Source organism: Marinithermus hydrothermalis DSM 14884 (assembly GCF_000195335.1).
GTDB classification, from domain to species: Bacteria; Deinococcota; Deinococci; order Deinococcales; family Marinithermaceae; genus Marinithermus; species Marinithermus hydrothermalis.
In genome coordinates, this window is sequence record NC_015387.1 from 1252685 (window position 1) to 1278467 (window position 25783).

Annotated in this window: 25 protein-coding genes; 23 read left to right on the forward strand and 2 right to left on the reverse strand. The window is 67.9% G+C overall.

What is annotated here, in order from left to right:
* Nucleotides 1-26: 26 nt before the first annotated feature.
* Nucleotides 27-1787 carry an NAD-dependent malic enzyme gene (locus tag MARKY_RS06300; protein WP_013704045.1) on the reverse strand — a complete coding sequence of 587 codons (1761 nt, stop codon included), beginning with the start codon at nt 1785-1787 and terminating at the stop codon, nt 27-29.
* A 65-nt stretch (nt 1788-1852) separates the two neighbouring features.
* Between MARKY_RS06300 and mdh the strand changes: the two genes are divergently transcribed.
* Nucleotides 1853-2806 carry a malate dehydrogenase gene (gene mdh, locus MARKY_RS06305; RefSeq protein ID WP_013704046.1) on the forward strand — a complete coding sequence of 318 codons (954 nt, stop codon included), beginning with the start codon at nt 1853-1855 and terminating at the stop codon, nt 2804-2806.
* 92 nt (nt 2807-2898) lie between these two features.
* Here the strand turns inward: mdh and MARKY_RS06310 are convergent, their stop codons facing one another.
* A complete protein-coding gene (locus MARKY_RS06310) occupies nt 2899-4284 on the reverse strand; it encodes a PucR family transcriptional regulator (RefSeq protein ID WP_013704047.1) in 1386 nt (461 codons plus the stop codon).
* 185 nt (nt 4285-4469) lie between these two features.
* On the opposite strand from MARKY_RS06310, the gene hpaI reads away from it, so the two are divergent.
* The 22 genes from hpaI to MARKY_RS06420 all read left to right on the forward strand — a co-directional run bounded on the left by hpaI (nt 4470) and on the right by MARKY_RS06420 (nt 25781).
* On the forward strand, nt 4470-5372 hold the full coding sequence (hpaI, locus tag MARKY_RS06315) for a 2,4-dihydroxyhept-2-ene-1,7-dioic acid aldolase (RefSeq protein ID WP_013704048.1): 903 nt from the start codon (nt 4470-4472) through the stop codon (nt 5370-5372).
* Entirely contained in the window at nt 5369-6115 is a 747-nt protein-coding gene (locus MARKY_RS06320) for a fumarylacetoacetate hydrolase family protein (protein WP_013704049.1), read from the forward strand. Before hpaI ends, MARKY_RS06320 begins: the two co-directional genes overlap by 4 nt.
* Nucleotides 6112-7632: a 5-carboxymethyl-2-hydroxymuconate semialdehyde dehydrogenase gene (gene hpaE / locus MARKY_RS06325; protein ID WP_013704050.1), complete on the forward strand. Its 1521-nt coding sequence runs from the start codon at nt 6112-6114 to the stop codon at nt 7630-7632. Before MARKY_RS06320 ends, hpaE begins: the two co-directional genes overlap by 4 nt.
* 2 nt (nt 7633-7634) lie before the next feature.
* Nucleotides 7635-9092, forward strand: a complete 1458-nt coding sequence (gene hpaB, locus MARKY_RS06330; protein WP_013704051.1) for a 4-hydroxyphenylacetate 3-monooxygenase, oxygenase component — start codon at nt 7635-7637, stop codon at nt 9090-9092.
* Complete coding sequence (hpaC, locus tag MARKY_RS06335) at nt 9089-9550, forward strand: 4-hydroxyphenylacetate 3-monooxygenase reductase subunit (RefSeq protein WP_013704052.1); 462 nt, start codon at nt 9089-9091, stop codon at nt 9548-9550. The genes hpaB and hpaC overlap by 4 nt, the downstream gene beginning before the upstream one ends.
* Nucleotides 9547-10512, forward strand: coding sequence for a 3,4-dihydroxyphenylacetate 2,3-dioxygenase (hpaD, locus tag MARKY_RS06340; RefSeq protein ID WP_013704053.1), 966 nt, complete (start codon nt 9547-9549; stop codon nt 10510-10512). The genes hpaC and hpaD overlap by 4 nt, the downstream gene beginning before the upstream one ends.
* Before the next feature lie 78 nt (nt 10513-10590).
* On the forward strand, nt 10591-12114 hold the full coding sequence (locus MARKY_RS06345; protein ID WP_013704054.1) for a 3-hydroxyacyl-CoA dehydrogenase: 1524 nt from the start codon (nt 10591-10593) through the stop codon (nt 12112-12114).
* Between the two features lie 5 nt (nt 12115-12119).
* The gene (locus MARKY_RS06350) at nt 12120-13304 is read left to right on the forward strand and encodes an ABC transporter substrate-binding protein (protein ID WP_013704055.1); all 1185 of its coding nucleotides are present in this window, start codon (nt 12120-12122) and stop codon (nt 13302-13304) included.
* A gap of 43 nt (nt 13305-13347) precedes the next feature.
* Nucleotides 13348-14352, forward strand: a complete 1005-nt coding sequence (locus tag MARKY_RS06355; RefSeq protein ID WP_013704056.1) for a branched-chain amino acid ABC transporter permease — start codon at nt 13348-13350, stop codon at nt 14350-14352.
* Nucleotides 14349-16133, forward strand: a complete 1785-nt coding sequence (locus MARKY_RS06360) for a branched-chain amino acid ABC transporter ATP-binding protein/permease (RefSeq protein WP_013704057.1) — start codon at nt 14349-14351, stop codon at nt 16131-16133. Before MARKY_RS06355 ends, MARKY_RS06360 begins: the two co-directional genes overlap by 4 nt.
* Entirely contained in the window at nt 16130-16858 is a 729-nt protein-coding gene (locus MARKY_RS06365; RefSeq protein WP_013704058.1) for an ABC transporter ATP-binding protein, read from the forward strand. Before MARKY_RS06360 ends, MARKY_RS06365 begins: the two co-directional genes overlap by 4 nt.
* Entirely contained in the window at nt 16855-17223 is a 369-nt protein-coding gene (gene paaI / locus MARKY_RS06370) for a hydroxyphenylacetyl-CoA thioesterase PaaI (RefSeq protein WP_013704059.1), read from the forward strand. The genes MARKY_RS06365 and paaI overlap by 4 nt, the downstream gene beginning before the upstream one ends.
* Nucleotides 17220-18425: a thiolase family protein gene (locus MARKY_RS06375; RefSeq protein WP_013704060.1), complete on the forward strand. Its 1206-nt coding sequence runs from the start codon at nt 17220-17222 to the stop codon at nt 18423-18425. The genes paaI and MARKY_RS06375 overlap by 4 nt, the downstream gene beginning before the upstream one ends.
* A gap of 11 nt (nt 18426-18436) precedes the next feature.
* The gene (gene paaK / locus MARKY_RS06380) at nt 18437-19774 is read left to right on the forward strand and encodes a phenylacetate--CoA ligase PaaK (RefSeq protein ID WP_013704061.1); all 1338 of its coding nucleotides are present in this window, start codon (nt 18437-18439) and stop codon (nt 19772-19774) included.
* A gap of 9 nt (nt 19775-19783) precedes the next feature.
* Complete coding sequence (locus MARKY_RS06385; protein WP_013704062.1) at nt 19784-20218, forward strand: thioesterase family protein; 435 nt, start codon at nt 19784-19786, stop codon at nt 20216-20218.
* Nucleotides 20211-20516, forward strand: a complete 306-nt coding sequence (locus tag MARKY_RS06390) for an EthD family reductase (RefSeq protein WP_013704063.1) — start codon at nt 20211-20213, stop codon at nt 20514-20516. The genes MARKY_RS06385 and MARKY_RS06390 overlap by 8 nt, the downstream gene beginning before the upstream one ends.
* A gap of 2 nt (nt 20517-20518) precedes the next feature.
* Nucleotides 20519-20956, forward strand: a complete 438-nt coding sequence (locus tag MARKY_RS11415) for an NUDIX hydrolase (protein WP_013704064.1) — start codon at nt 20519-20521, stop codon at nt 20954-20956.
* Between the two features lie 12 nt (nt 20957-20968).
* Entirely contained in the window at nt 20969-21742 is a 774-nt protein-coding gene (locus MARKY_RS06400) for an enoyl-CoA hydratase-related protein (RefSeq protein WP_013704065.1), read from the forward strand.
* Nucleotides 21743-21744: 2 nt separating this feature from the next.
* Nucleotides 21745-23193: an aldehyde dehydrogenase family protein gene (locus MARKY_RS06405; protein ID WP_013704066.1), complete on the forward strand. Its 1449-nt coding sequence runs from the start codon at nt 21745-21747 to the stop codon at nt 23191-23193.
* Between the two features lie 11 nt (nt 23194-23204).
* Nucleotides 23205-23969 (forward strand): enoyl-CoA hydratase, encoded by a 765-nt coding sequence (locus tag MARKY_RS06410; protein WP_013704067.1) that lies wholly within the window; start codon nt 23205-23207, stop codon nt 23967-23969.
* Nucleotides 23970-24091: 122 nt separating this feature from the next.
* Nucleotides 24092-24553: a hypothetical protein gene (locus MARKY_RS06415; RefSeq protein ID WP_013704068.1), complete on the forward strand. Its 462-nt coding sequence runs from the start codon at nt 24092-24094 to the stop codon at nt 24551-24553.
* Between the two features lie 202 nt (nt 24554-24755).
* The gene (locus tag MARKY_RS06420; RefSeq protein ID WP_013704069.1) at nt 24756-25781 is read left to right on the forward strand and encodes a S1C family serine protease; all 1026 of its coding nucleotides are present in this window, start codon (nt 24756-24758) and stop codon (nt 25779-25781) included.
* Nucleotides 25782-25783: the final 2 nt, after the last annotated feature.

The window sequence follows — 25783 nt, forward strand, 5'->3', positions numbered from 1 at the left end:
ACTGATCGCAGTCTTCAAGGGATACTTTAGCGTTTTTCTTGCAAGCTCTTCTCAGGCACCCCCCGAACGTAGGGCAGGTAACGAGGATACCAGAACCGCTCCCGCACGTAGGCCTCGAGGTCCTCCAGGCTCCGGCCCTCCAGGTCCAGGGCCTCGGCCACCCCGTCTTGAAGGGCCTGCTGGATCGCCGCGGCCGCGACCTTGATGCTGGCCTCGCGCAGCTCGCGGATGTAGGGGTAGACCAGGCCCGCCTCCAGGTGCGCGGGAGTCAAAAAGCGCGCGAGGGCGTAGGCCGCGGCCAGAACCATCTCGTCCGTGATCTCCCGGACGTGCGCAAGGACCGCGCCAAAGCCCAGCCCCGGGAAGATAAAGGCGTTGTTGCCCTGGCCGATGGCGTAGGTCCGCCCCCCGTACGCTACCGGAGGGAAGGGGCTCCCAGTCGCCACGATCGCCCGCCCCTCACTCCAGCGGATCAGGTCCTCGGGCAGGGCCTCGGCCGCGCTGGTGGGATTGGAGAGCGGGAAGATCACCGGCCGGTCGGTGTTCGCCAGCATCGCGCGCACCACCGGCTCGTTGAAGCTCGCGGCCTGGCCGGAAAGCCCCAAAAGCACGGTCGCGCCGGCGTTCCGGATGACCTCCAAAAGCCCCGGCGCCTCCCCGGCGTACGACCAGCCCTGGAGCCAGCTCGGATCGTGAGCGTACGGCCGCTTATACGCCTCCATCGCGCGCCCCTCGAGCAACAGCCCCCGGGAGTCCAGCACGTACACCCGCCGGCGCGCCTCCGCCTCGCTGAGCCCCTCGCGCTTCAACCCCTCGCGAAGCGCCCAGGCCACCCCGATCCCGCCCGCGCCCGCGCCGTAGACTACGATCGTCTGGTCCTGAAGGCGCTCCCCCTTCAAGCGGCAGGCCGCGAGCACGCCCGCCAGCGCGACCGCCCCCGTGCCTTGGATGTCGTCATTGAAGGAGGGAACCACCTTCCGGTAGCGCTCGAGGACCGCGAAGGCCGTGTCCTTAGCGAGGTCCTCCCACTGCACGATCACCCGGGGGTACCGTTCCCGAAGCGCCGCGACGAACCGGTCCATGAAGCGGTAGTACGCCTCGCCCCGGAGGCGCTTGTGCCGCACCCCCAGGTACAAGGGGTCGTTCAAGTGGTCCTCGCGATCGGTGCCCACGTCGAGCTCCACCGGGAGCGTCTTGTCCGGCGCAACCCCGCCCGCCACCGTGTAGATCGAGAGCTTCCCGATCGCGATGGCCATCCCGCCGAACCCCTGGTCCCCGATCCCCAGGATCGCGGAGGAGTCGGTCGCCACCACCAGCCGCACGTCGTCGAACGGCACGTTGGCCAGCACCGCCTCGACCGAATCGATGTTCTCCGTGGAGACCGCGAGCCCCCGGGGCAGCCGGTAGATGTGGCTGAACGCCCGGACCGCCTCCCCCACCGTCGGAGTGTAGATGATGGGCAGCATCTCCTCGAGGTGCTCCTCCAACAAGGCGTAAAAGAGCACCTCGTTGCGGTCCTGCAAGCTCCGCAGGTAGATGTGCTTCTCCAGGTTCGACACCTGCATGCGGTAGCGCCGATAGACGCGCTCCTTCTGCTCCTCGAGGGTAGCGATGTGAGGGGGCAGGAGGCCCTCGAGGTCGAGAAGCTCGCGTTCCTCCTTGGTGAAGGCGGTCCCCTTGTTGAGGAGGGGGAGGCGCTGGAGGAGCACGCCGGAGATGTAGACCTCGAGGTAGCGGTTGCCTTGGGCGTCTCGCTTGACATCGTAGTAGCGGCTGATGCGGGGCATGGTTTTATCCTACGCCCGTTCCTTTTGGGCCGGGTATGGGTAAGATGGGGTGGGAGGTTTGAGTTATGGCGTTGAGTGGTCGTCCAAAGGTAAGCATTATCGGTGCGGGTAACGTAGGGGCTACGCTCGCGATGCGCATCGCCGAGGCGGGACTCGCCGACGTGGTGATGGTGGACATCGTGGAGGGGATGCCCCAGGGGAAGGCCCTGGACCTATCCGAAGCCCGGCCCGTGGTGCTGAACGACGTGACGATCGTCGGTACGAACAACTACGCGGAGATCGCGGGGTCGGATATCGTGGTGACGACCTCCGGCGTGCCGCGCAAGCCGGGGATGAGCCGCGATGACCTGATCGAGACGAACGGCAAGATCGCGCGTCAGGTGGCGGAGAACATCAAGAAGTACGCGCCTGAGGCGATCATCATTCAGGTGGCCAACCCCCTCGACGCCATCACCTACGTGATCGCCGAGGTCACCCAGGCCCCGAAGCACAAGATCATGGGCATGGCCGGGGTGCTGGACTCGGCGCGGTACCGGTACTTCATCGCGGAAGAGCTCGGGGTCTCGGTGGAAGACGTGCAGGGGTTCGTGCTGGGCGGGCACGGCGACACCATGGTGCCGCTGCCCCGCTTCACCACCGTCGGCGGGGTGCCGCTGCCGGAGGTGCTGCCCAAGGAGCGCATCGACGCGATCGTGGAGCGTACGCGCAACGGCGGCGCGGAGATCGTGAACCTCCTCAAGACCGGTTCGGCTTACTACGCGCCCTCGGCGTCCACCTTTGAGATGGTGGAGGCGATCCTGCTGGACCGCAAGCGCATCCTGCCGGTCGCGGCGTACCTGAACGGGGAGTACGGGATCCGGGGGCTCTTCGTCGGCGTGCTCGCGGTGCTCGGCAAGAACGGCGTAGAGAAGATCTGGGAGGTGCCGCTCAACGAGGCCGAGCTCGCCGAGCTGCAGCGGAGCGCGGCGCACGTCCAGGAGCTCGTGGACAAGGTGAACGAGCTGAAGATCTTGGGTTAAGCGGTTCCGCACGCCGGGACGTCCCGGCGTGCGTTTTAATCCCGTTTTAGTGATTTTCTTCACGATAAACTATGCTCGTGAAGATTTTCTCCTTACCCCTCCTCCAGCAACCCCCGCGCCCGCAACGCCAAATACACCTGCGCCAGCACCTCCGGCGCCCGCAACGACCCTCCCAATACCGCCTCGATCCGACCCAGCCGGTAGCGCAAGGTGTTCGGGTGCACGTGCAACTCCGCTGCCGCCCGAGTTAAATCCCCCTCGTGGGCCAGGTAGACCTCGAGGGTCCGCAACAGCTTCCCCTCCAACGGCAAGAACCGCTCGGCCAAGGCCCGCAGGTCCTCCGGTGACTGCTGCAGCAACACCCAGGCCACCGGATCCAGCCGCGTGAAATCCGCGTACTGCCCGGGCCGCGCGGTCTTCAACGCGATCAACGCCTCGCGGTACGCCTGGGGCACCTCCGCCAGATCAAACCGCGGCGCGGAGTACCCCACGCGCACCGCCTCCCCCAGCGCGCTGATCAAGGCCTGCACCTCGCGCTCGGTCGCGTGGGTCTGCCACAGGATCACCGCCCGCCCGCCGCGGCCCGTCACGAGGTAGGCCACCCCAAGCCGCTCCAAATACGCCACGGCCTCGCGCCGCAAGTGCAAGAGCGCCTCGCGCCGGCGGGCCTCCGCAAGCCGGTGCCGCCCGGGAATCGGGGGCGGCTCCACCAAAGCGAGCACGTACGGCACCAGGGGATCGAACCCAAACGCGAGCGCCCGCTCCGGATCCGCCTCCCCCACCAAAAGGTCGTCCAAAAGCGTTCCTCTCAGCCCCTCCTCCTCCGCGCGCGCCACACGCTCCTCCAAAGCCCGCACCTTCAACAGCCTCGCGGCGAGCTCCAGCACGCTCCGAGCGCGTTCAAGCTCCGCGCGGTGCCCGTAAGCCACGAGCAACCCCTCCCCGGCGGGCAGGGCGAGGTAGTCCGGCCCGCCGCCGGGAATCCGGGGGTGGGCGCGCGGCACCTCCCCCGCCCAGGCCAGCACCTGCCCCCAGGAACTCACCAGGGCGATCGGCAACCCCAACCAACGGTACAGCGTCTCAATCACCGCGCGTTCCCGCTCCATCCGCGCGAGCAGGACCTCGAGCATCCCAGCCAACGCCAGGGCGGAAGGCCCCTCGGCCTCCGCCACGCGCTCCCGCGCCTCCGCAAGCACGGTCTCGGGGCTGAGCCAAGGAGGCAGGAGCGCAAGGCCCAACCCATGGCTCCGGCAAGCCGCCAGCACCGCCTCCGAAGCCTCCTGCCCGCACCACAACCCCGCCGCGCCTACACGGGCGAGGTGCGCCACCAGCCCGTCCGGCACGCGCCGGGCCAGCCAGACCGTGCCTCGGGGAAGCTCCGGCCGGGCCTCGACCCCGGCGTCCACCCAGGCGACGGGGGTGGGGGTGTCCAACAGCAGCTCCAAACCCAGGGCCTGTGCAAGGGTACCGAAGTGCATGTTGATTCCTCCAAATCACAGTAGCAATCTGGTTTATATAAACAAAAATACCGCATGGAAACATTTACATGCGCACTGTTTTGTTTAATTGAACATTTTTAGACGCCTCATTTGTCGAATTAACGCATTTCCCCGCCGCCACCCCACCCCCTAGACTGCGGGCGAAAGCCCAAGGAGGTGTACCCGTGGACCTGAAGGGATCCATCGTACCGTTGGTTACCCCGTTCAAAAACGGCGCCATTGACGAGGCCGCCCTCGAACGCCTCGTCGAACGCCAGATCGAGGCCGGTTCCCACGGCATCAGCGTCGGCGGCACCACCGGCGAGCCCGGAACCCTGACCCTCGAGGAACGCAAGTACCTGATCGAACTCGCGGTGCGTTTCGCCAAGGGACGGGTCCCCGTCCTCGCCGGCACCGGATCACTCCGCCTCGACGAAACCCTCGAGCTCACCGCGTTCGCCCACAAGGTCGGGGCCGCAGGCGCCCTCTTGATCACGCCCTACTACATCAAGCCGAACCAGGACGGCCTGTACCGCTTCTTCGGCGCCGTAGCCGCGCGCGTTCCGGAACTGCCCATCGTGCTCTACAACATCCCTGGCCGCACGGGCGTCCAAATCGAGGTCGCCACGGTGTCCCGGCTGCGCAAGGACTTCAAGAACATCGTGGGCCTCAAGCACTCCAGCCGCGACGTGGAGTACGTCTCCACCCTGCTCCGCACCGTTGGCCGTGACTTCAAGGTGTTCTGCGGCCTCGAGGCCCTCACCCTCCCCATGATGGCCGTGGGCGGCGTGGGCACCATCGCCGCTACCGGGAACTGGCTGCCCCGCGAGGTGGCCCAGCTCTGCCAGCACGCCCTCGAGGGCCGGTACCAAAAGGCCCAGGAGCTCCACTACTTCCTCCTCGAGGCCAACGAGGCCGTCTTCTGGGACACGAACCCCATCCCTCTCAAGACCGTCCTCGGCTGGATGGGCCTGATCGAGCCGGAGTGGCGCGAACCCCTCGGCCCCACCACGCCCGAGATCCAGGCGCGCCTCCGGAAGATGGCCGAGGGCTACGGCCTCATCCCCGCCCCGAAGGAGCAGGCATGAAGACGGCCCGGTTCATCGCCAAAGGACGCCTCCACGAAGGGCAGCTCAAGGACGGTTGGCTCTACGACGAGGCCGGAGAGGCCCACCACCCCGACGCGGTGCAGTTCCTGCTGCCCGTAGAGCCCCAAAAGGTGATCGGCCTCGCCCTGAACTACGCCGACCACGCCGCCGAGCTCGAGCTCGAGCGCCCCCCGGAACCGGCCCTGTTCTGGAAGCCGAACACCGCGCTGCTGCCCCACCGGGGCACGGTCATCTACCCCAAAGGGGCTCGGTACATGCACTACGAGGTGGAGCTCGCGGTGGTGATCGGCCGCAACGCCCGGAAGGTCAAGGCCAAGGACGCGATGGACTACGTGGGGGGGTACACCATCGCGAACGATATCGTGGTGCGCGACTACGTGAAGAACTACTTCCGCCCCCCCATCCGCGGCAAGGGGTGGGACACCTTCGGCCCGCTCGGCCCGTACCTGGTCTCCGCGGACGAGGTGCCGGACCCGCACAACCTGAACATGCGGGCCTACGTGAACGGCGAGCTGCGCCAGGAAGGCAACACCCGCGACATGATCTTCAAGATCCCCGAGATCATCGAGTACATCAGCCGCTTCATGACCCTTGAGCAGGGGGACGTGATCCTCACCGGCACCCCCAAGGGGATCAGTCACGTCCATCCCGGGGACGTGATGCGCCTCGAGATCGACGGGCTCGAGGCGCTCGAGAACCCCATCGAGGAGGAACGGGAATGAGGCGAGCCTTTGATCCGGCCTTCATCGAGTCGGTGCGCGAGCGCATCGCGAAGACCACGGTGCCGCACTTCATCGGGAACGCCTTCGTACCCGGCGCGCGCGGCGAGACCTTCGAGACCCTGGACCCGGCCACGAACCGGGTGCTGGGGCGCGTCTACCGCGGGCACGCGGAGGACGTCGCCAAGGCCGTGCAGGCCGCCCGCGCGGCGTTCGAGGGCCCGTGGGGGCGCACCAAGGCCAAGGAGCGCAAGCGCTACCTCCTCAAGATCGCCGAGCTTTTAGAGAAGCACGCGGACGAGCTCGCGGTGATCGAGTGCCTCGACGCCGGTCAGGTGCTCAAGATCGTGCGCAAACAGGTCGCGCGCGCGGCGGAGAACTTCAGCTTCTACGCGGAGTACGCCGAGCGCGCCATGGACGGGCACACCTACCCTGTGGACCAGGACTGGGTCAACTACACCGTCCGCGTGCCCGTGGGCGTCACCGGGATCATCACCCCCTGGAACGCCCCCCTGATGCTCTCCACCTGGCGGATCGCGCCCGCACTCGCCGCCGGGAACACCGTGGTCCTCAAACCCGCGGAATGGTCCCCCCTCACGGCCTGGAAGCTCGCGGAGATCATCCAGGAGGCCGACCTGCCCCCCGGCGTGTTCAACGTGGTCCAGGGGTTCGGGGAGGAGGCCGGCGCGCCCCTCGTCGCGCACCCCGACGTGCCCCTCATCTGCCTCACCGGCGAGACCACGACCGGCCAGATCGTGATGCGCAACGGGGCCGACCACCTCAAGCGCCTCTCCCTCGAGCTCGGCGGCAAAAGCCCCGCGATCATCTTCGAGGACGCGGACCTCGAGCGCGCCCTGGACGCCACCGTCTTCCAGATCTACTCCTTCAACGGCGAGCGCTGCACGGCCAACTCCCGCGCCCTCATCCAAGAGTCCATCTTCGAAGCCTTCGTCGCACGACTCGCGGAACGCGCCCAAAACATCCGGGTGGGCCACCCCCTCGACCCCGAGACCGAGGTCGGCCCCCTGATCCACCCCGAGCACCTCGAGCGCGTCCTGGGCTACATCCAGATCGGCCAGGAAGAGGGGGCGCGGCTCGTGGCGGGCGGCCAGCGCCTCGGCACGGAGGGGAACTACGTCGCCCCCACCCTGTTCGTGGGGGAAAACCACATGCGGATCGCGCAGGAGGAGATCTTCGGGCCCGTACTCGTCGCCATCCCCTTCAAAGACGAAGCCGACGCCCTAAAGAAAGCCAACGACACAAAGTACGGCCTGGCCGCCTACGTCTGGACCCGGGACGTGACCCGCGCGCACCGCGTGGCCCTCCGGCTCGAGGCCGGCATGACCTGGATCAACAGCCACAACGTGCGGCACCTGCCCACGCCCTTCGGCGGCATGAAGTTCTCCGGCACGCACCGCGAGGGCGGGCAGTACGCCCTCGAGTTCTACACCGAGATCAAGAACATCGCCGTGCCGCTCGGCGAGCACCCCATCCCCAAGTTCGGCAAAAAGGAGGCGTAACCATGGCACGCACCGGACAAGAGTACATCGAGGCCCTCAAGGAAAACCCCCCGAACCTCTGGATCAAAGGCGAGAAGGTCGAGGACCCCACGACCCACCCGGCCTTTAAGGGTGTGGTGCAGTCCATGGCCCGGCTGTACGACATGCAGCACGACCCCCAGTACAAGGAGGTCCTCACCTACACCTCCCCCACCTCCGGCAAGCCGGTGGGGATGAGTTTCCTCGAGCCCAAGACCCGGGAGGACCTCGCGAAGCGCTCCGCGGCGTACAAGACCTGGGCCGACCAGACGCTCGGGATGATGGGGCGCACCCCGGACTACCTGAACGCGGCCCTCACCGCGTACGGCATGGCCGCGGACTTCTTCGCGCAGGGTGACCCCCGGTTCGGGGAGAACGTGCGCAACTACTACGAGTACGTGCGCGAGAATGACCTGTGCACCACCCACGCCCTAACCAACCCCCAGGTAAACCGGGGCGCTTCGCCCGCGAACCAGCCGGACCCGTACATCCCTGTGGGCGTGGTGAAGCAGACCGCGGAAGGCATCATCGTGCGCGGCGCGCGCATGCTGGCCACGCTCCCCGTGGCCGACGAGCTCCTCGTCTTTCCCTCCACCGTCTTGAAGATGGAGCCGGGCAACGAGAAGTACGCCCTGGCCTTCGCCATCCCCACCAACACCCCGGGACTGCACTTCATCTGCCGCGAGCCGCTCGCGGGAACCTCGGGCTACGACCACCCCGTCTCCAGCCGCTTCGAGGAGATGGACGCGATGTGCGTCTTCGACGACGTGCTGGTCCCGTGGGAGCGGGTTTTCGTGCTGAACAACCTCGAGATCGTGAACCAGGCCTACGCCGCGACCGGCGCGCTGATGCACATGGCGCACCAGGTGGTGGTGCACAAGGTCGCCAAGACCGAAGCCTTCTTGGGGCTCGTGAGCCTCATCGCGGAAGGAATCGGCGCGGACGCGTTTAGCCACGTGCAGGAGAAGATCGCTGAGGTGATCGTTTACCTCGAGACGATGAAGGCCTTCTGGGCTGCGGCCGAGGCCAAGGCGGAGGTGAACGCCTACGGCGTGATGTGCCCCGACCGCAAGACGCTCGACGGGGCGCGCAACCTCTACCCCAGGTTGTACCAGCGCATCCACGAGATCGTGCAGCAGATCGGCGCGAGCGGGCTGATCATGTTCGCCTCGGAGAAGGATTTTGAGAGCCCCCTCGGTCCGTTCGTGGAGAAGTTCATGCAGGGCCGGAACCTGCCCGCCCGGGAGAAGACCCAGCTCTTCCGGCTCGCTTGGGACATGACCCTCTCCTCCTTCGGGGCGCGCCAGGCCCTGTACGAGCGGTACTTCTTCGGGGATCCGGTCCGGATGCATCAGGCGCTCTTTAAGGTGTACGACACCGAGCCCTTCAAGGCACGCATCCGGGCGTTTCTCGGCTGGAAACACGAGGAGGTCGGCGCGTGAAGGACCGGTTCCGCGAAGCGCTTTCGCGGTGGGCGAGCGGGGTGACCGTGCTCACCTCCCGCGACGCGCACGAGGTGCGCGGCATGACCGCCAGCGCGTTCAGCTCGGTCAGCCTCGAGCCGCCCCTCGTGCTGGTCTGCGTGGATGAGCGCGCGAACATCCTGCCCGTCATCGAGCGCTCGAAGCGGTTCGTGGTGAACCTGCTCGCCGCGCAGCAGGCCCACGTGTCCGACCACTTCGCGGGGAAAAGCGACCCGGCATTGCTCGAGCGCCCCCCCTTCCCCGAGGCGGGGGACCCGGTTCTCGAGGGGGCTCTGGCGAGCCTGGTGTGCACGGTGTGGGCGCTGTACCCGGGGGGCGACCACCGCATCGTGGTGGGCGAGGTCAAGGAGATCGTGTTGGGTGACGAACGCCCGCCGCTCGTGTACTGGAAGCGGGCGTACCGGAGGGTGACATGAAACCGAACGTGGTACGTGTAGGGCACGCGGTACTGTACGTGAAGGACCTGGAGGCGTCGCGGCGGTTCTACGTGGACCTCCTGGGGTTCAACGTGGTCCACGAGACCGAGAACGCGCTGTACCTTAGGGGGTACGAGGAACGGGAGTGGTCCTTGAAGCTCGAGGTCCACCCGGAGCCTGGGCTGAAGCACCTGGCGTACAAGGTGGCGGGCGAGGCCGAGCTGGATCGCGTGATCGACCTGGCCAAGGCCCACGGCCTGCCCTGGCGCGAGGAGGAGGAGCGCGGCCGCCCGCGCATGGTGCGGATCCAGGACCCCTTCGGCTTCCCGGTCGCGTTCTACTACCGGGCCGAGAAGCACGAGCGCCTGTTGCAGGCCTACCACCGCTACCGCGGCCCGGGCATTCAGCGGCTCGACCACTTCAACGTCCTGACCCCTGACGTCCAGGGGACCTACCAGTTCTACGCGGAGGCCTTCGACTTCCGCCTTACCGAGTACACCGAGGACGACGAGGGGCGGATGTGGGCCGCGTGGCTGCACCGCAAGGGGAACGTGCACGACCTGGCCCTCACGAACGGCACGGGCCCTCGGCTGCACCACATCGCCTTCTGGCTGCCGGACCTGCACGCGATCATCCGCGCGGCCGACATCCTCGCCGCGGCCATGCAGACGGACCGGATCGAGCGCGGCCCTGGCCGTCACGGGATCTCCAACGCGATGTTCGTGTATCTGCGCGATCCGGACGGGCACCGGGTGGAGCTGTACACCTCGGACTACCTGACCGTGGACCCCGACCTGGAGCCCATTCGTTGGTCGCTCAACGACCCGCGCCGCCAAACGCTCTGGGGCCACCAGACGCCCAAGAGCTGGTTCCTCGAGGGGAGCCGGGTTGAGGGGTTCGAGGGCGGGTTCGTGGCGCTCAAGGACTCGCCGTTGAAGGGGCTGCCGCAGCACGTGACTTGACGGGACAAATGTCCGTGCATAGACTTGCATTGAGCTGGGATACCACAAGCCTAACGGCTGTTTGTTAGGAGGGTCGCCTTGAACGAACGCGTAGCCGTCATTGGTGCAGGAACCATGGGGCGCGGCATCGCCCAGGTCGCTGCACAATCCGGATTCCCCGTAACGCTCTACGACGCCTTCCCCGAAGCCCTCCCCCGGGCCCTCGAGCACCTCCAGGCCATCCTGCAAAAACTCGAGGCCAAAGGCCGCCTGAACGAACCCGCCGGCGCGATCCTCGAGCGCATCCAGACCACCGCCGCGCTCGAGGACCTCAAGGACGCCCGCTGGGTGATCGAAGCCGCGCCGGAGCGGCTCGAGCTCAAGCGCGAGCTCTTCGCCCGGCTGGACGAGTGCGCGCCCCACGCCATCCTCGCCACCAACACCTCCACCCTCTCCATCACCGCGATCGCGAGCGCCACGAAACGCCCGCACCAGGTCGTGGGGTTGCACTTTTTCAACCCCGCCCCCCTCATGAAGCTGGTGGAGGTCATCCCCGGCCTCGAGACCGCGCCCGAGGTGGTCGAGGCGGCGGTGGCGTTCGCGCAGCGTTTGGGCAAGGAACCCGTCGTGGCCAAGGACTCCCCGGGCTTCATCGTGAACCGCGTGGCCCGACCGTTCTACGGGGAGGCCCTTAAGCTCCACGGGGAGGGGATCCCCTTCGAAGCGATCGATACCATCATGCGCGGCCTGGGGTTCCGCATGGGGCCCTTCGAGCTCATGGACCTGATCGGCCTGGACGTGAACTACGCCGCAACCACCAGCGTGTACGCGGCGTACTTCCAGGAGCCGCGCTACAAACCCCACCCCATCCAGCGCCGCATGGTCGAGGCCGGGTACCTGGGGCAAAAAAGCGGGCGGGGGTTCTACCGGTACCCTCGAGAACCCCAGGAGCCCGAACCGCCCCCGGCCCGCTCGGAGCAAGCCCCCAAGGCCCTCATCCTCGGCTCGGGTCCGCTCGCCGACCTCCTGCGCGCGCGCTTCGCGCACACCACCAACTCCGACGAAGCCGCGTTCATTCTGGATGCCCGCGTGCGCCTCGAGAAAAAATCCTACCCCGCCGCCCCCCCGAAACTGCCCGTGGTCACCCTGGTCTGGGGGCACTCGGCAAGCACAGCGCTCCGCGCGTACAGCGAGGCCTCCGACGTGGCTGGGTTCAGCCTCGTGCCGCCCGTCACGGAGCGCGCCGTGGCCGAGCTCTACGCGCCGCTCGCGGGCGGCGAGGAGGCGGTAGCCCTCGCCCGGCGCTACTTCGAAGCGCACGGCCTGCGCACCCTGACCCTCCCGGACACCCCGGGCGGCGTAGGGTTCCGCATCCTCGCCCTGCTCATCAACGAAGCGGTGAGCGCCTTGCAGGAAGGCATCGCGGACCCCCAAGGGATCGACCGGGCGATGCGGCTCGGGACCAACTACCCCCAAGGCCCCCTCGAGTGGAGCGAAACCCTCGGGATCAAGGAGGTGCTGCGCGGCCTCGAAGGCCTCTTCCACGAGCTGGGCGAAGACCGGTACCGGCCCCAACCCCTGCTGCGGCGCGCGGCCGCTGCGGGGTTAGGCAAATGGAGGTGATGACGATGGGTAAACGCACGTTTATCGGTGTACTGGCTCTCGCCGTCGGCTTGAGCCTGGGTTTCGCCGCATCCCCTATCCGCGTGGGCGTGACCGTCTCCGCCACGGGACCGGCCGCGTCCCTGGGTATTCCGGAAAAGAACACCTTCCTCATGATCCAGGAGGAGATCAACAAGGCGGGCGGCATCGGCGGGCACCCGGTCGAGTTCATCATCCTCGATGACGGGACCGACCCCACCACCGCGGTGCGCAACACGCGTAAGCTGATCGAGGAGGACCGCGTGCACGCGATCCTCGGCGGCACCACCTCGCCGATCTCCCTGGCGATGATCGATCCCGTCGCCGAAGCTCAGGTGCCCTTCATCTCCCTCGCGGCGGCCAAAGCCATCATCAGCCCGGTGGATGAGAAGCGGCACTGGGTCTTCAAGGTGCCCCAGACCGACGAGATCATGGCCAAGGCCGTCGTCGCGGACATGGTGGCGCGCGGGTACCAGACCGTTGCCTACATCGGGTTCAACACCGCGTACGGCGAAGGGTGGGCGCGGGAGTTCGCCGAGGAAGCCCAGGCCGCCGGCCTCGAGATCGTCGCGGACGAGCGCTACGCCCCTACGGACACCTCCGTGACCGGCCAGGTCCTGAAGATCCTCAGCCGGCGCCCCGACGCGGTGCTGGTCGGCGCGGCCGGCACCCCCGCCGTCCTGCCGCAGCGCACCCTGGTCGAGCGCGGCTACCGCGGCCAGATCTACCAAACCCACGGCGTGGCCAACCCCGACTTCCTCCGTGTGGGCGGTGAGTTCGTGGAGAACACCCTGCTGCCCGCGGGCCCCATCCTGGTCGCTGACCAGCTCGGCGCGGAGTTCCCCTCCAAACCGGTCGCGCTCGAGTACATCGTCCAGTACGAGGGCCGTTACGGCATCGGCAGCTTCTCGACCTTCGGAGGGCACGCGATGGACGCGTGGCTGATCCTCAAGGACGCCCTCGAGCGCACCCTGGACCAGGTGCAGCCGGACGACCTCGCCGCGTTCCGCAGCGCCCTTCGTGACGCGATCGAGCAAACCCGTGGCTTGGTCGCTACCCACGGCGTCTTCAACTACTCCAGCGAGGACCACCTGGGCCTCAGCTTCGAGGACGCCGCGGTCATCGTGCGGGTGAAGGACGGCACCTGGAAGCTCGAGCGCACCTTCCGTTAACCGTCGCAGGGGCCGGGGTCGTCCCGGCCCCTAGGAATGCATCATGGACTGGCTCATCTTCGGTTTCCTCCTCGCGGACGGGCTTACGAACGGGGCGATTTACGCCATGCTCGCCCTGGCTTTGGTCCTGGTCTTCGCGGTCACGCGCGTCATCCTCATCCCGATGGGCGAGCTGGTGATGTACGCGCCTCTGACCTACGCCTTCTTCCTGGACGGCAAGCTCCCGGGAACGGTGTGGCTCGCCGCGCTGATGCTCGCGGGGTGGGCCGCCCTGGAGTACCGGACCCCACGGCAAGCGGTCCTTTTGGCCCTAGCCGCCGCGGCCGTCCTCGGGATCGGGGTCCTCGGCGCGCACAGCACCCCCCTGATCGCCTGGATCGCGGCGGTGCTCGTCGTCCTTCCCCTGGGGCCCGCCACTTACCGGTTGTTCTTCGAGCCAATCCCGCGCGGCACGATCCTGGTGTACCTGATCCTCGCGGTGGGGCTGCACTTCGTTTATAGAGGGCTCGGGCTATTCTTCTTCGGCCCCGAGCAGTTCCGCCCCCCGGCAATCACCAGCGGGGAGGTGGTGATCGGTTCGGTGCCGATCCCCTATCAAGCCCTGTGGATCTATGCCTTCACCGCCCTCCTCATGGCGGGCCTATACCTCTTCTTCACGCAAAGCCTCTACGGTAAGGCCCTGCGCGCCGCCGCTGTGAACCGCATCGGCGCACGCCTGAGCGGCATCAGCCCCAAGGAGGCCGGGCGCGTCGCCTTCCTGATCGCGATGAGTGCAGGCGCCCTCACCGGCATGCTCACCGCGCCCCTCACCAACGCCGCCTACGATATGGGATTCCTCATGGGCCTCAAGGGGTTCGTGGCCGCCATTCTCGGCGGGCTCACGAGCTACCCCCTAGCGGCCGGAGGCGCGCTCCTCGTGGGCCTGCTCGAGGCGTACAGCTCCTTCGCCGCGAGCGCCTACAAGGAAGCCATCGTCTTCGCCTTGCTGCTCCCGGTGCTGGTCTGGCGCAGCCTGGGCACGCTGGAACTCGGAGGTGAGGAGGAATGAGCCGCCGCGCCTGGGCGCTTGTGCTTCTGGTCTTCCTGCTGCCCCTCGTCCTGCCCCCCTTCTACGTCACGCTCCTGAACTTCACCGCCTTCAACGCCCTCGTCGTCCTGGGGTTGTACCTGCTCACCGGACTGGCCGGCCTCACGAGCTTCGGCCAAGCCGCGTTCATGGGGGCGGGCGCGTACGCGACCGCCATCGCGACCACCCGGCTGAGCCTGGACCCCTGGCTGGGCCTCGGCCTCGCCGTCCTCACCTCCGGAGCGTTCGCCTGGGTCCTGGGCGCGATCACCGTACGCCTCAAGGGGCACTACCTCCCCCTCGCCACCATCGCCTGGCAGGTCGCGCTCTTCATCGTCATGGGCAGCTGGATCACCCTCACCGGGGGCCGCACCGGCCTCACCGACCTGCCCCCCGTCCACCTCCTCGGCCTCGAGCTGCGCACCCCCCAGGCCTTCTACTACCTGGCTTGGAGCTTCGCCGTGCTCGCCGCGTGGGGCGTGAACAACCTCGTCGCAAGCCGAAGCGGCCGCATGATCCGCGCGCTGCGCGGCGACGCCGTGGCCGCCGCGAGCTTCGGGGCGAACCCCGCGACCCTCAAGCTCGGCGTCTTCGTCCTGGCTGGTGTCCTTGCGGGCGTTGCGGGCTGGCTCTACGCGCACTTCCTGCGCTTCGTGAACCCCAGCCCCTTTGGCCTCGAGGCCTCGATCGAGTTCCTCATCATGGGCGTGGTGGGCGGAATCGCCGCGCTGCCCGGGGTGTTTTTGGGTAGCGCGCTGATCACCGGCCTGGAGAACTGGCTGCAGGACCTTTTGCCGCGCCTGTTCGGGCCGGGCGGGAACTTCGAGATCATCGCGTTCGGGCTGGTGCTGATCCTGATCCTGCACCGGGCCCCCAAGGGGTTGTGGCACTTCGTGGAAGGCCGGCTCCCCCAGGCCACGCCCCCAAAACCGGAGGGCGAGGGGCTGGCCGCGCGGCCCAAGCCCGAAGAAAAAAGCGAGGTGCTCCTCGAGGTGCGCCGCCTCACGAAGGCCTTTGGTGGGCTGGTGGCCGTGAACGACCTCTCCTTCGAGATCCGGCGCGGCGAGATCCTGGGGTTGATCGGCCCGAACGGCGCGGGCAAGACCACGTGCTTCAACCTGATCACCGGGGTGCACCCGGCCACCTCGGGCGAGGTGCGCTTCAAGGGCCGGCGCATCAGCGGCCACCCGCCCTTCCAGATCGCGCGCCACGGCATCGCCCGTACCTTCCAGCACCCCCACCTCTTCCCCGAGATGACCCTGCTCGAAAACGCCGCGCTCGGCGTGTACACCCGCACCCGCGCGGGCATGCTGGCCTCGATGCTCCGCCTGGACCGGCACGAGGAGGCGCGGGCCCTCGCGGAGGCCTGGCGGGCCCTCGAACGCGTGGGGCTCCAGGACCAGGCCTTCGAGAAGGCGGGGCGCCTGCCGCTCGGCCAGCAGCGCCTCCTGGAGATCGCGCGGGCGCTCGCCGCGGACCCCGAGCTCCTCCTCCTCGACGAGCCCGCTGCCGGGCTGCGCGCCGGGGAGAAGCGCGAGCTCGCCGAGCTCATCCAGCGGCTGGCGCGCGAAGGGGTTACGGTCCTGCTCGTTGAGCACGACATGGACCTCGTGATGAACCTCGTGGACCGCGTGGTGGTGATGCATTACGGCCAAAAACTCGCCGAAGGCACCCCGCGCGAGGTGCAGCAAAACCCCAAGGTGATCGAGGCTTACCTCGGGGGCAGCCTCGAGGAAACCCCCGGCCCGGGAGGTGCGGCGTGATCCTCGAAGTGGAGAACCTCACGGTGCGTTACGGCGCGGTGGAAGCGGTACGGAACGTCTCCTTCTACGTCGAGGAAGGCGAGGTGGTGACCCTGATCGGTCCGAACGGCGCGGGCAAGACCACCACCCTGATGGCCCTCGCCGGGCTGCTGCCCGCTGAGGGCCGGGCCACGTACCGCGGCCGGCCCGCCCTGGGGCGCACCACCGAAGCGCTCGCGGCGGACGGACTGGTCCTCGTTCCCGAAAGGCGCGAGCTGTTCGCCGAACTCACCGTGGAGGACAACCTCCTCCTCGGGGCCTTCACCCGCTACCGGCGGGGAGAGCGCAACCTCAAGGCGAGCCTCGAGCACGTGTACGGCCTCTTCCCCCGCCTAGCCGAACGGCGGCGGCAGCTCGCGGGCACCATGTCCGGCGGGGAGCAGCAGATGCTCGCGATCGGCCGGGCCCTGATGGCCAAGCCCCGGCTGCTGATGCTGGACGAACCCAGCCTGGGCCTCGCTCCCCTGATCGTGCAGGAGATCTTCCGCACCCTGGCCCAGCTGAAGCAGCACGGCACCACCATCCTGCTCGTGGAGCAAAACGCCAAAGCCGCGCTCGCGCTCGCGGACCGCGGGTACGTGCTCGAGACCGGCGAGATCCAGCTCTCCGGACCAGCCGGCGAGCTCGCCCAGGACCCGCGGGTGCTCGAGTCGTACCTGGGGCTCCGCGCGGGAGGGGAGGCATGACGGACGCGTTCTGCGCGCACCTGGGGTTCGAGGTCGTCGCGGTCGGGGAGGGCCAGGCGCGCCTCGTGGCCCGGGTGCGCCCCGAGCACCTGAACCTGCACGGCTCGGCGCACGGCGGGTTCCTGTACGCGCTGGCGGACGCGGCGTTCGCGTTCGCTTCGAACAGCCGCGGCAGGCCCGCGGTCGCGCTCAGCGCGCACATCGAGTACTTCCGTCCAGCGCACGAGGGGGATGTGCTCGAGGCCGTCGCCACGGAAACCCACCTGGGCCGGCGCGTGGCCACGTACCAAGTGCGGCTCTGTAAGGACACCACGCTCGTCGCCTTGTTCACGGGAACGGTATACCGCATGGAGGAACGCGCATGAAGGAAGCCTGGATCGTTGAAGCTGTACGCACCCCGATCGGCAAGCACGGCGGGGCCCTCGCCACGGTGCGCCCCGATGACCTCGGCGCGCTCGTGCTTAAGGCCTTGATGGAACGCTCGGGCGTCCCCATGGAGGACGTGGAGGACGTGTACATGGGGTGTGCCAACCAAGCGGGGGAGGACAACCGCAACGTCGCCCGCATGAGCTTGCTCCTCGCGGGGTTTCCCGTCGAGGTGGCCGGAACCACGATCAACCGGCTGTGCGGCTCGGGGCTGGACGCGGTCGCGAACGCCGCGCGGGCCATCATGCTGGGCGAGGCCGACGTCTACATCGGCGCGGGGGTCGAGTCCATGAGCCGCGCCCCCTGGGCGGTCCCTAAGTCCGAGCGCCCCTTCGCCACCGGGAACCTCACCATGTACGACACCACGCTGGGCTGGCGGTTCGTGAACCCCCGCATGAAGGCCATGTACGGCACCGAGTCCATGGGCGAAACCGCGGAGAACCTCGCCCAGGAGTACCGGATTCCCCGCGAAGCGCAGGACGCCTTCGCCCTAAGAAGCCACGAGAAGGCCATCCGGGCGATCGACGCGGGGCGCTTCAAGGCCGAGATCGTCCCGGTCGAGGTCCGCCTCCGCAAAGAAACCCGCTGGGTGGACACCGACGAAGGCCCCCGCCGCGACACCTCCCTGGAAAAACTCGCCGCGCTCAGGCCGGTCTTCCGCGAGGGCGGCACCGTCACCGCGGGGAACAGCTCGAGCCTCAACGACGGGGCCGCCGCGGTGCTCGTGGTCTCCAAGGACTACGCTCAGGCCCACGGCCTCAAGCCGCTCGCCAAGATCCGCAGCATGGCCGTGGCGGGCGTGCCGCCCCGCATCATGGGGATCGGCCCCGTTCCCGCTACGAAAAAAGCCCTCGAGCGGGCCGGGCTCGGGATGCAGGACCTGGGCTTGATCGAGCTGAACGAGGCCTTCGCCGCGCAGTCCCTCGCCGTGCTGAGCGAGTGGGGGATGGACCCCGAGGACCCGCGGCTTAACCCGAACGGCGGTGCGATCGCCCTGGGCCACCCCTTGGGGTGCTCGGGCGCGCGGATCCTGACCACCCTGGTGCACGAGATGCAGCGCCGGAGCGAGGTCGAGTTCGGGCTCGCCACCATGTGCATCGGGGTCGGACAAGGCATCGCGATGGTTGTGGAGAAGGTGTAGGAGGAGGCGGTATGTTCAACCCGGAACTGGAGACCTTGCCCCAGAACCAGTTGAGGAAGCTGCAGAACGAGCGGCTGCAGCGCATCGTGCGGTACGTGTACGAACGGGTCCCGTTCTACCGCGAGGCGTTGGACCGGGCCGGGGTGCGGCCCGAGGAGATCAAGGGCGTCGAGGACCTCCCGAAGCTCCCCTTCACCCGCAAGCAGGACCTCCGGGATCACTACCCCTTCGGGCTGTTCGCCGTGCCGCGGGAGCAGGTGGCGCGCATCCACGCCTCCAGCGGCACCACCGGCAAACCCACCGTCGTGGGGTACACCCGGCGGGACCTCGAGGTCTTCGCCGAGGTGAACGCCCGCTCGATCGCCGCGGCGGGCGGGCGGCCCGGGATGCTCCTGCACAACGCGTACGGGTACGGCCTGTTCACCGGCGGGCTCGGCCTGCATTACGGCGGGGAGAAGCTCGGCATGACCGTGGTGCCGGTCTCGGGCGGGATGACCGAGCGGCAGATCACCCTGATCCTGGACTTCAAACCCGACGTGATCTCCTGCACCCCGTCCTACGCCCAGACCCTCGCGGACGAGTTCCGCAAGCGGGGAGTCAGCCCGGAGGAGATCAGCCTGAAGTACGCCATCCTGGGGGCCGAGCCCTGGACCGAAGCGATCCGCGAAAGCGTCGAGGCGGGGCTCGGCGTGAAGGCCGTGAACATCTACGGCCTCTCCGAGATCATCGGGCCCGGCGTCAGCCAGGAGTGCCTCGAGGGGCAGGCCGGCAGCCACATCTGGGAGGACCACTTCTACCCTGAGGTGGTGGATCCCGACACCGGCGAGCCCCTCCCTGAGGGGAAGGAAGGCGTGCTCGTCTTCACCACGCTGACCAAGGAGGCGATGCCCCTGTTGCGTTACTGGACGGGGGACATCACCTACCTCACGCGCGAACCCTGCGTCTGCGGGCGCACGCACGTGCGCATGGGCCCCATCCGCGGCCGGACCGACGACATGCTGATCATTCGCGGCGTGAACGTCTACCCCACCCAGGTCGAGGAGGTGCTGCGGCTGATCGAGGAACTCGAGCCTCACTACCAGCTCGTCATCACCCGGGAGGGCACGCTCGACGAAGTCGAGCTCAAGGTCGAGGTCACCGAGGCGGTCTTCCGGCGGGTGGGCGCGGAGGTGCTTTCCGACGAGGTGGTGGAGGCCGACCACTACCTGAACCAGCTGCGGGCCAAGGTGCAGCACAAGATCAAGGACACGATCGGCGTGACGATGCGGGTCACGCTGATGGCCCCGGGCACGGTCCCGCGGAGCGAGGGCGGGAAGCTGCGCCGCGTGGTGGACCGGCGGAAGCTGTAGGGAGGAGGCATGAAACCCATCCCTATCGGGTACCAGGCCGTCTTCGAAACCGTGGTCACTCCTGAGATGACGGTGGATTTCGAGGAACTTGGCAAGGTGCACCCCGTGTACGCCACGTACTGGATGACCAAGCACATGGAGCTCGCGGGGCGGAAGATCATCCTGCCGTTCCTCGAGGAGGGCGAGGACGGGATCGGGCACGAGGTCGAGGTGCGCCACCTCGCCTCGGCCCTCCCCGGCATGCGGGTCAAGATCGTGGCCGAACACCTCCGCACCGAAGGGAACCGCGTGTACGCCGCGTGCCGCGCCTACAACGAGCTCGGGGACCTGATCGGCGAGGGGCGGACCACCCAGGTGATCCTGCCCAAGGCGAAGATCCAGGCCGCCTTTGATAAGCTGAGAGCGCGCTGGGAATCGCAGAAAACGGAGGTGAACCGTGGTTAAGTTGGTCGCACTCTACAAGAAACCGGAAGACGTCGAAGCGTTCCTCAAGCACTACCGCGAGGTACACACCCCCCTGGTGAAGAAGACCCCGGGCCTCGAGCGGCTCGAGGTCAGCATGATCAAGGCGGACGCCTTCGGGGGCGAGCCCCCGTACTTCATGATGGCGGAGATGTACTACCGCGACTGGGAGACCTTCAACGCGGCGATGAAGTCCGAGGAGAACAAGGCCGCGGGCAAGGACCTCATGAGCTTCGCCAAGGGGCTCGTCACCCTGTTGGTCGCCGAGGTCGAGGAGTAAGGTTGCGGGTCCGGCGGAGCGCCCACGCGCTCATCGTTCGTGAGGGGAAGCTGCTCGTGGTGCGGGAAGCCATGGGGTACTGGAGCCTGCCGGGCGGCGGGGCGCGGCCCGGCGAACCCCTCCTCGCGGCGCTCGAGCGCGAAGTATGGGAGGAGACGGGGTGCCGCGTGGTGCACCCTAGCCTCCTTGCCCTCGTGGAGCACCCCATGTTCCCGAACACCCCGCACGCCGCGTGGGTGCTCTCCGCCCGCTTCGAGGCCGGGCTCGTGGGCGAGCCGGTCCCGGGCCCGGACGTTCAGAAGCTCGCCTGGGTTCCGCTCGAGACGGCCGCCGCGTGGCTCAGCCAAGGCCATCCGCACCCCGAGGTGTGGGCGCAGGTCGCGGCGTACGCGCGCGGGGAGGGGCGCGGGTACTTCGGCCCGGCGGCCCGGACCTCATGACGGGAGGACGAGATGTACGAGAACCTCATCGTGGAGACGCTCGAGGGCGGCGTGGGGCTCATTCGCATCCACCGGCCCAAGCGCCTCAACGCCCTGAACCAGGCCACCATGGACGAGATCGTCCGCGCAGTACGCGCGTTTGAAGCGGATGACGCGGTGCGCGCGATCGTCCTCACGGGGGACGAGCGGGCGTTCGCCGCGGGCGCGGACGTCACCGAGATGGACGGCGCGAACGTGCCGGAGATGCTCTCCGGGTACCGCTTCGAGCAGTGGGAGACCCTCCGGCGCACCACGAAACCCTTGATCGCCGCGGTCTCGGGGTTCGCGCTCGGGGGCGGGCTCGAGCTCGCGATGCTGTGCGACATCATCGTAGCCTCGGAGACCGCGCGGCTCGGCCAGCCCGAGATCAACCTCGGGATCATGCCGGGGGCGGGCGGCACGCAACGGCTCACGCGGCAGGTGGGCAAGTACCTCGCGATGGAGATGGTCCTCACGGGGCGCATGCTCACCGCGGAGGAGGCGTACCGTCACGGCCTGGTGAACCGGGTCGTCCCGGTCGAGTTCTACCTGGAGGAAGCCATCCAGATCGCGCGGGAGATCGCGAAGAAAGCCCCGGTGGCGGTGCGCCTGGCCAAGGACGCGATCCTCAAGGCAGAGGACACGCCGCTCGAGGTGGGCCTCGCGTACGAGCGCCACAACTTCTACCTGCTCTTCGGCACCGAGGACAAGCAAGAAGGGATCCGCGCTTTCCTCGAGAAGCGCAAGCCCGAATGGAAAGGGAGGTAGGGATGCTAAACGAGACGAAAGCCTTCTTGGACCGGCCTAAGAAGCTCTACATTGGCGGCGAGTGGGTGGACGGCGAGGGCACCTTCCCCACCCATAACCCCGCGACCGGGGAGGTGCTGGCCGAGGTCCCGTACGGCGGTCAGGCCGCAGTGCACCAGGCGGTCGAGGCCGCGCGCGCGGCCTTCCCGGGCTGGAGCCAGCTCCCACCCCTCGAGCGCAGCCGGTGGCTGAACCGGATCGCCGACGCGATCGAGGCGCACGCGGACGAGCTCGCGGAGATCGAAACCCTGGATAACGGCAAGCCCATCCGCGAGTCCCGGCGGGGGGATATTCCCCTCGCGGCGATGCATTTCAGGTACTACGCGGGCCTCGCCCCCACCGTAGGCGGACGGACCGTGCCGGTGAGCGCGCCCGGCGTGTTCAACTACACGCTGCGCGAACCGGTGGGCGTGGTGGGCGCGATCGTCCCCTGGAACTTCCCCCTGCTCATCGCGACCTGGAAGCTCGCCCCCGCCCTCGCCGCGGGGTGCACGGTGGTCCTCAAGCCCGCCGAGGAGACGCCCCTCACCGCGCTGCGCCTCGCGGAGATCCTCGAGGAAATCGGGTTCCCCAAGGGCGTGGTCAACGTCGTGACCGGGGACGGCCAGACCGGCGCGAAGCTCGTCCAGCACCCCGGGGTGGACAAGATCACCTTCACCGGCAGCACCGAGGTCGGCAAGATCATCATGCGCGAGGCCGCGGACCGCATCGCGCGGGTCTCCCTCGAGCTCGGCGGCAAGTCCGCGAACATCGTGTTCGAGGACGCGGACCTCGACGCGGCCGTGAAAGGCGCGGGGATCGGGATCTTCTACAATCAAGGCCAGCTCTGCACCGCGGGGAGCCGCATCCTGGTGCAAAAAAGCGTCCTCGAGCCGTTCCTCGAACGATTCAAGGCACGCGCCGCGAAGGTCAAGCTCGGGCCCGGCCTTGAAAAAGACACCACGATGGGCCCCCTGGTGAGCGCCGAGCACCGCCAACGCGTCCTCTCGTACGTGGAGGCCGGCAAGGCCGAGGGCGGCGAGCTCCTCTTGGGCGGCACCCCCCGCGACCCCGGGTACTTCCTCGAGCCCACCCTCTTCCTCGCAACCCGCACGGACCACAAGATCGTGCAGGAGGAGATCTTCGGTCCGGTCGCGGCGATCATCCCGTTTGAGGACGAGGAGGAGGCCGTCCGGATCGCGAACGATACCCGTTACGGCCTCGCCGGGGGGGTCTGGACACGCGACGTGGCCCGCGCGCACCGGGTCGCGAAACAGATCCGCACCGGCACAATCTGGGTCAACAGCTACAACCTGTTCGACCCGGCCTCGCCGTTCGGGGGGTACAAGGAGTCCGGGTTCGGCCGCGAGATGGGTGAGGAAGCCCTCGAGCTCTACACCGAAGTTAAGTCGGTGTGGGTGAACCTGCGCTAGAGGGGGACGGGATGCTGCAGCAAGCCTTGGAGAACGGGGTGCTCACCCTGACCCTGAACCGGCCCGAGTCCCTGAACGCCTTCACGAGCGAGCTGCTCGACGCGCTGGCCGACGCGCTTAAGGAAGCCGGAAAGAACGAGGCGGTGCGCGCCGTGGTGATCACCGGGGCCGGGCGGGGCTTCTCGGCGGGGCAGGACCTCAAGGAGTTCCAGGGGCGCGAGCCCGCGTTCCGGCAACACCTCCGGCACTACAACCGGGTGATCGAACGCATCGCGACCCTGGATAAACCGGTGATCGCCGCGGTGAACGGCGTCGCGGCCGGGGCGGGCCTGTCCCTCGCGCTGGCCTGCGACCTGCGCGTGGCCTCCAGCGCGGCCGTGTTCATCACGGCGTTTAGCCGGATCGCGCTGGTGCCTGACTCGGGCATGACGTACACCCTGCCGCGAATCGTGGGGTACGCGAAGGCCTACGAGCTCCTCACCCTCTCCCCCAAACTCTCCGCGGAGGAGGCCCTGGCCCTGGGCCTCGTCAACCGGGTCTTCCCCGAGGCGGCGTTCGCCGAAAAGGCCCGGGCGTTCGCGGAGGAGATCGCCCAGGGTCCCACCAAGAGCTACGCCCTCATCAAACGCCTCCTCAAGAAAAGCGCCGCAGCCACGCTGGAGGAGGTCCTCGAGTACGAGGCGTACATGCAGGAACTGACCGGGCGGAGCGAGGATCATAAGGAGGGCGTGCAGGCCTTCCTGGAAAAACGCGCGCCGGAGTTCAAGGGACGCTAGCCGCCCGCACCCCCTCGGGGCCCCGGGGCTCCCGGGGGGGTGTTGTTGGCGCATCCCGGCGAAAGGTGTAAGACTGAACCATGCGGGGAAGGCGTTTCCCCATTGCTTCGCCGGAGGTAACGATGAAACGAGCCGTTATCAGCCTGATCCTCATCGCGGCCGCTTATGCGTTCGCTCAGGAAGCCCCACCCACCCGGGTGGTACCGGTCACGGCCTTGCAGTACGACATCCGGGTCATCTGGCCCGCACCGACCGTGCGTGTCCTCGGCCCGGGCTGCGACGAAACGGCCACCGCCCTACTCAACACCGCCCGGACCCTCGAGCCGCGCCTTCCGGAAGAGGTGAAGGAGTACGCCTGCTACACGATCCAAACCACGTCGCCGGACCAGTACGCGAGCTACGTGCACTTCATCGCCTCGTACACTCGCACCTCCGCCGGGTACACCCTGAGCCTCGAGCGCCCCACGGAGTCCGGGGAGTTGCTCCAGGTGTGGCAAAGCGCTGAAGGGCCGGACCTCTTGTACGTGTACCGCTTCAAGGAAAAAGCCATCGAGCTCGTGGCCGCGCGCGTAGAGCTCGAGTAAGGCAGTCAGGCGTTAGGGCATCCGTCGCCCGCCGGTTCTGGCGGGCTTAGGTTTTTCATGGGCTCGCTGCGCTAAAATAAGGGGGCACCCTCCAGTTCACGGCGTCGCGCAAGCCACGTTCCCTCGTGGTAACCCTCTTGACGTTACGCGCAGCATTTTCTTCCTATTCTGGGCGTGAAGCCCTGGATCGAAAGGAGCCCTCATGAATTACCTCAGATTCACCCGGACGATTTGGCTCGCGCTGTTCGCCCTGCTCCTGAGCGCGCAGGCCCAGCCGCCCCTCAGGGACCTCGCCGCGGTCTACGAGAGCGCGCAGGCCGCGGCCGTGCGCATCGAGACCCGACCCTTCGGGATCGGGTCGGGATTCTTCATCGCGCCGAGCGGTCTCGTCATGACCGCGTACCACGTGGTTCAAGGCGCGGGATCCTTCGAGGTCATCACCAGCGAAGGGGCGCGTTTCGCGGCGGAACTCGTCGGTTTTGATGAGTTTCTGGACCTCGCTGTGCTGCGCGCAGAGGTCGAGCCTCCCGTGCCGTTCCTGCGCATCGCTCGGCGCACCCCTACCCCCGGGGATTTGTTGATCGCGATCGGCAACTCGCGCGGCGATTTCAACGCGGTGCACACCGGCGAGGTCATCCGGTTCTCCAAGAGCCTAAGCGCCTTTCTGCCCACCGGGATGCTCTCCAGCACGCTGAACCTCGCCCCCGGGGACTCCGGAGGGCCGTGGCTCAACGCAGAGGGGCAGGTGGTAGGCGTCACCATCGCGATCAGCCACGACGAGAGCGGGTTCGCGAGCCACGCCACCCCCGTCGCCGCCCGCCAAGAACTCGTGCAGAACCTCATCGCCGGCCTAAAGCGCGAGGTGCCGTTCCTCGGCATCCGGTACTTCGAGCTCAGCCCGGAGGCGGTGGCGGACCTGGGGTTCGGTCGTCCCGGCGCGATCCTCATCATCGAGGTGCTGCCCGGCTCCGGCGCGGAAGCGGCCGGGCTGAAAAACCCGGAGTTCACGGAGGTCCTCACCCCTACCGGCCCCCAGCAGCGCATCGTGCAAGCCGACCTCCTCATCGCGATCGACGGCGTTCCCCTTCAAGGCGCGGAACAACTGGTGCGCCACCTGCGCAGCCGGAAGGTCGGGGACACGGTACGCCTCACGATCCAGCGCGGGGATGCAATCCTCGAGGTCGAGGCCAAGCTCGGCACCCGCTCGAGCGTGCTGAACACCCAGTAACC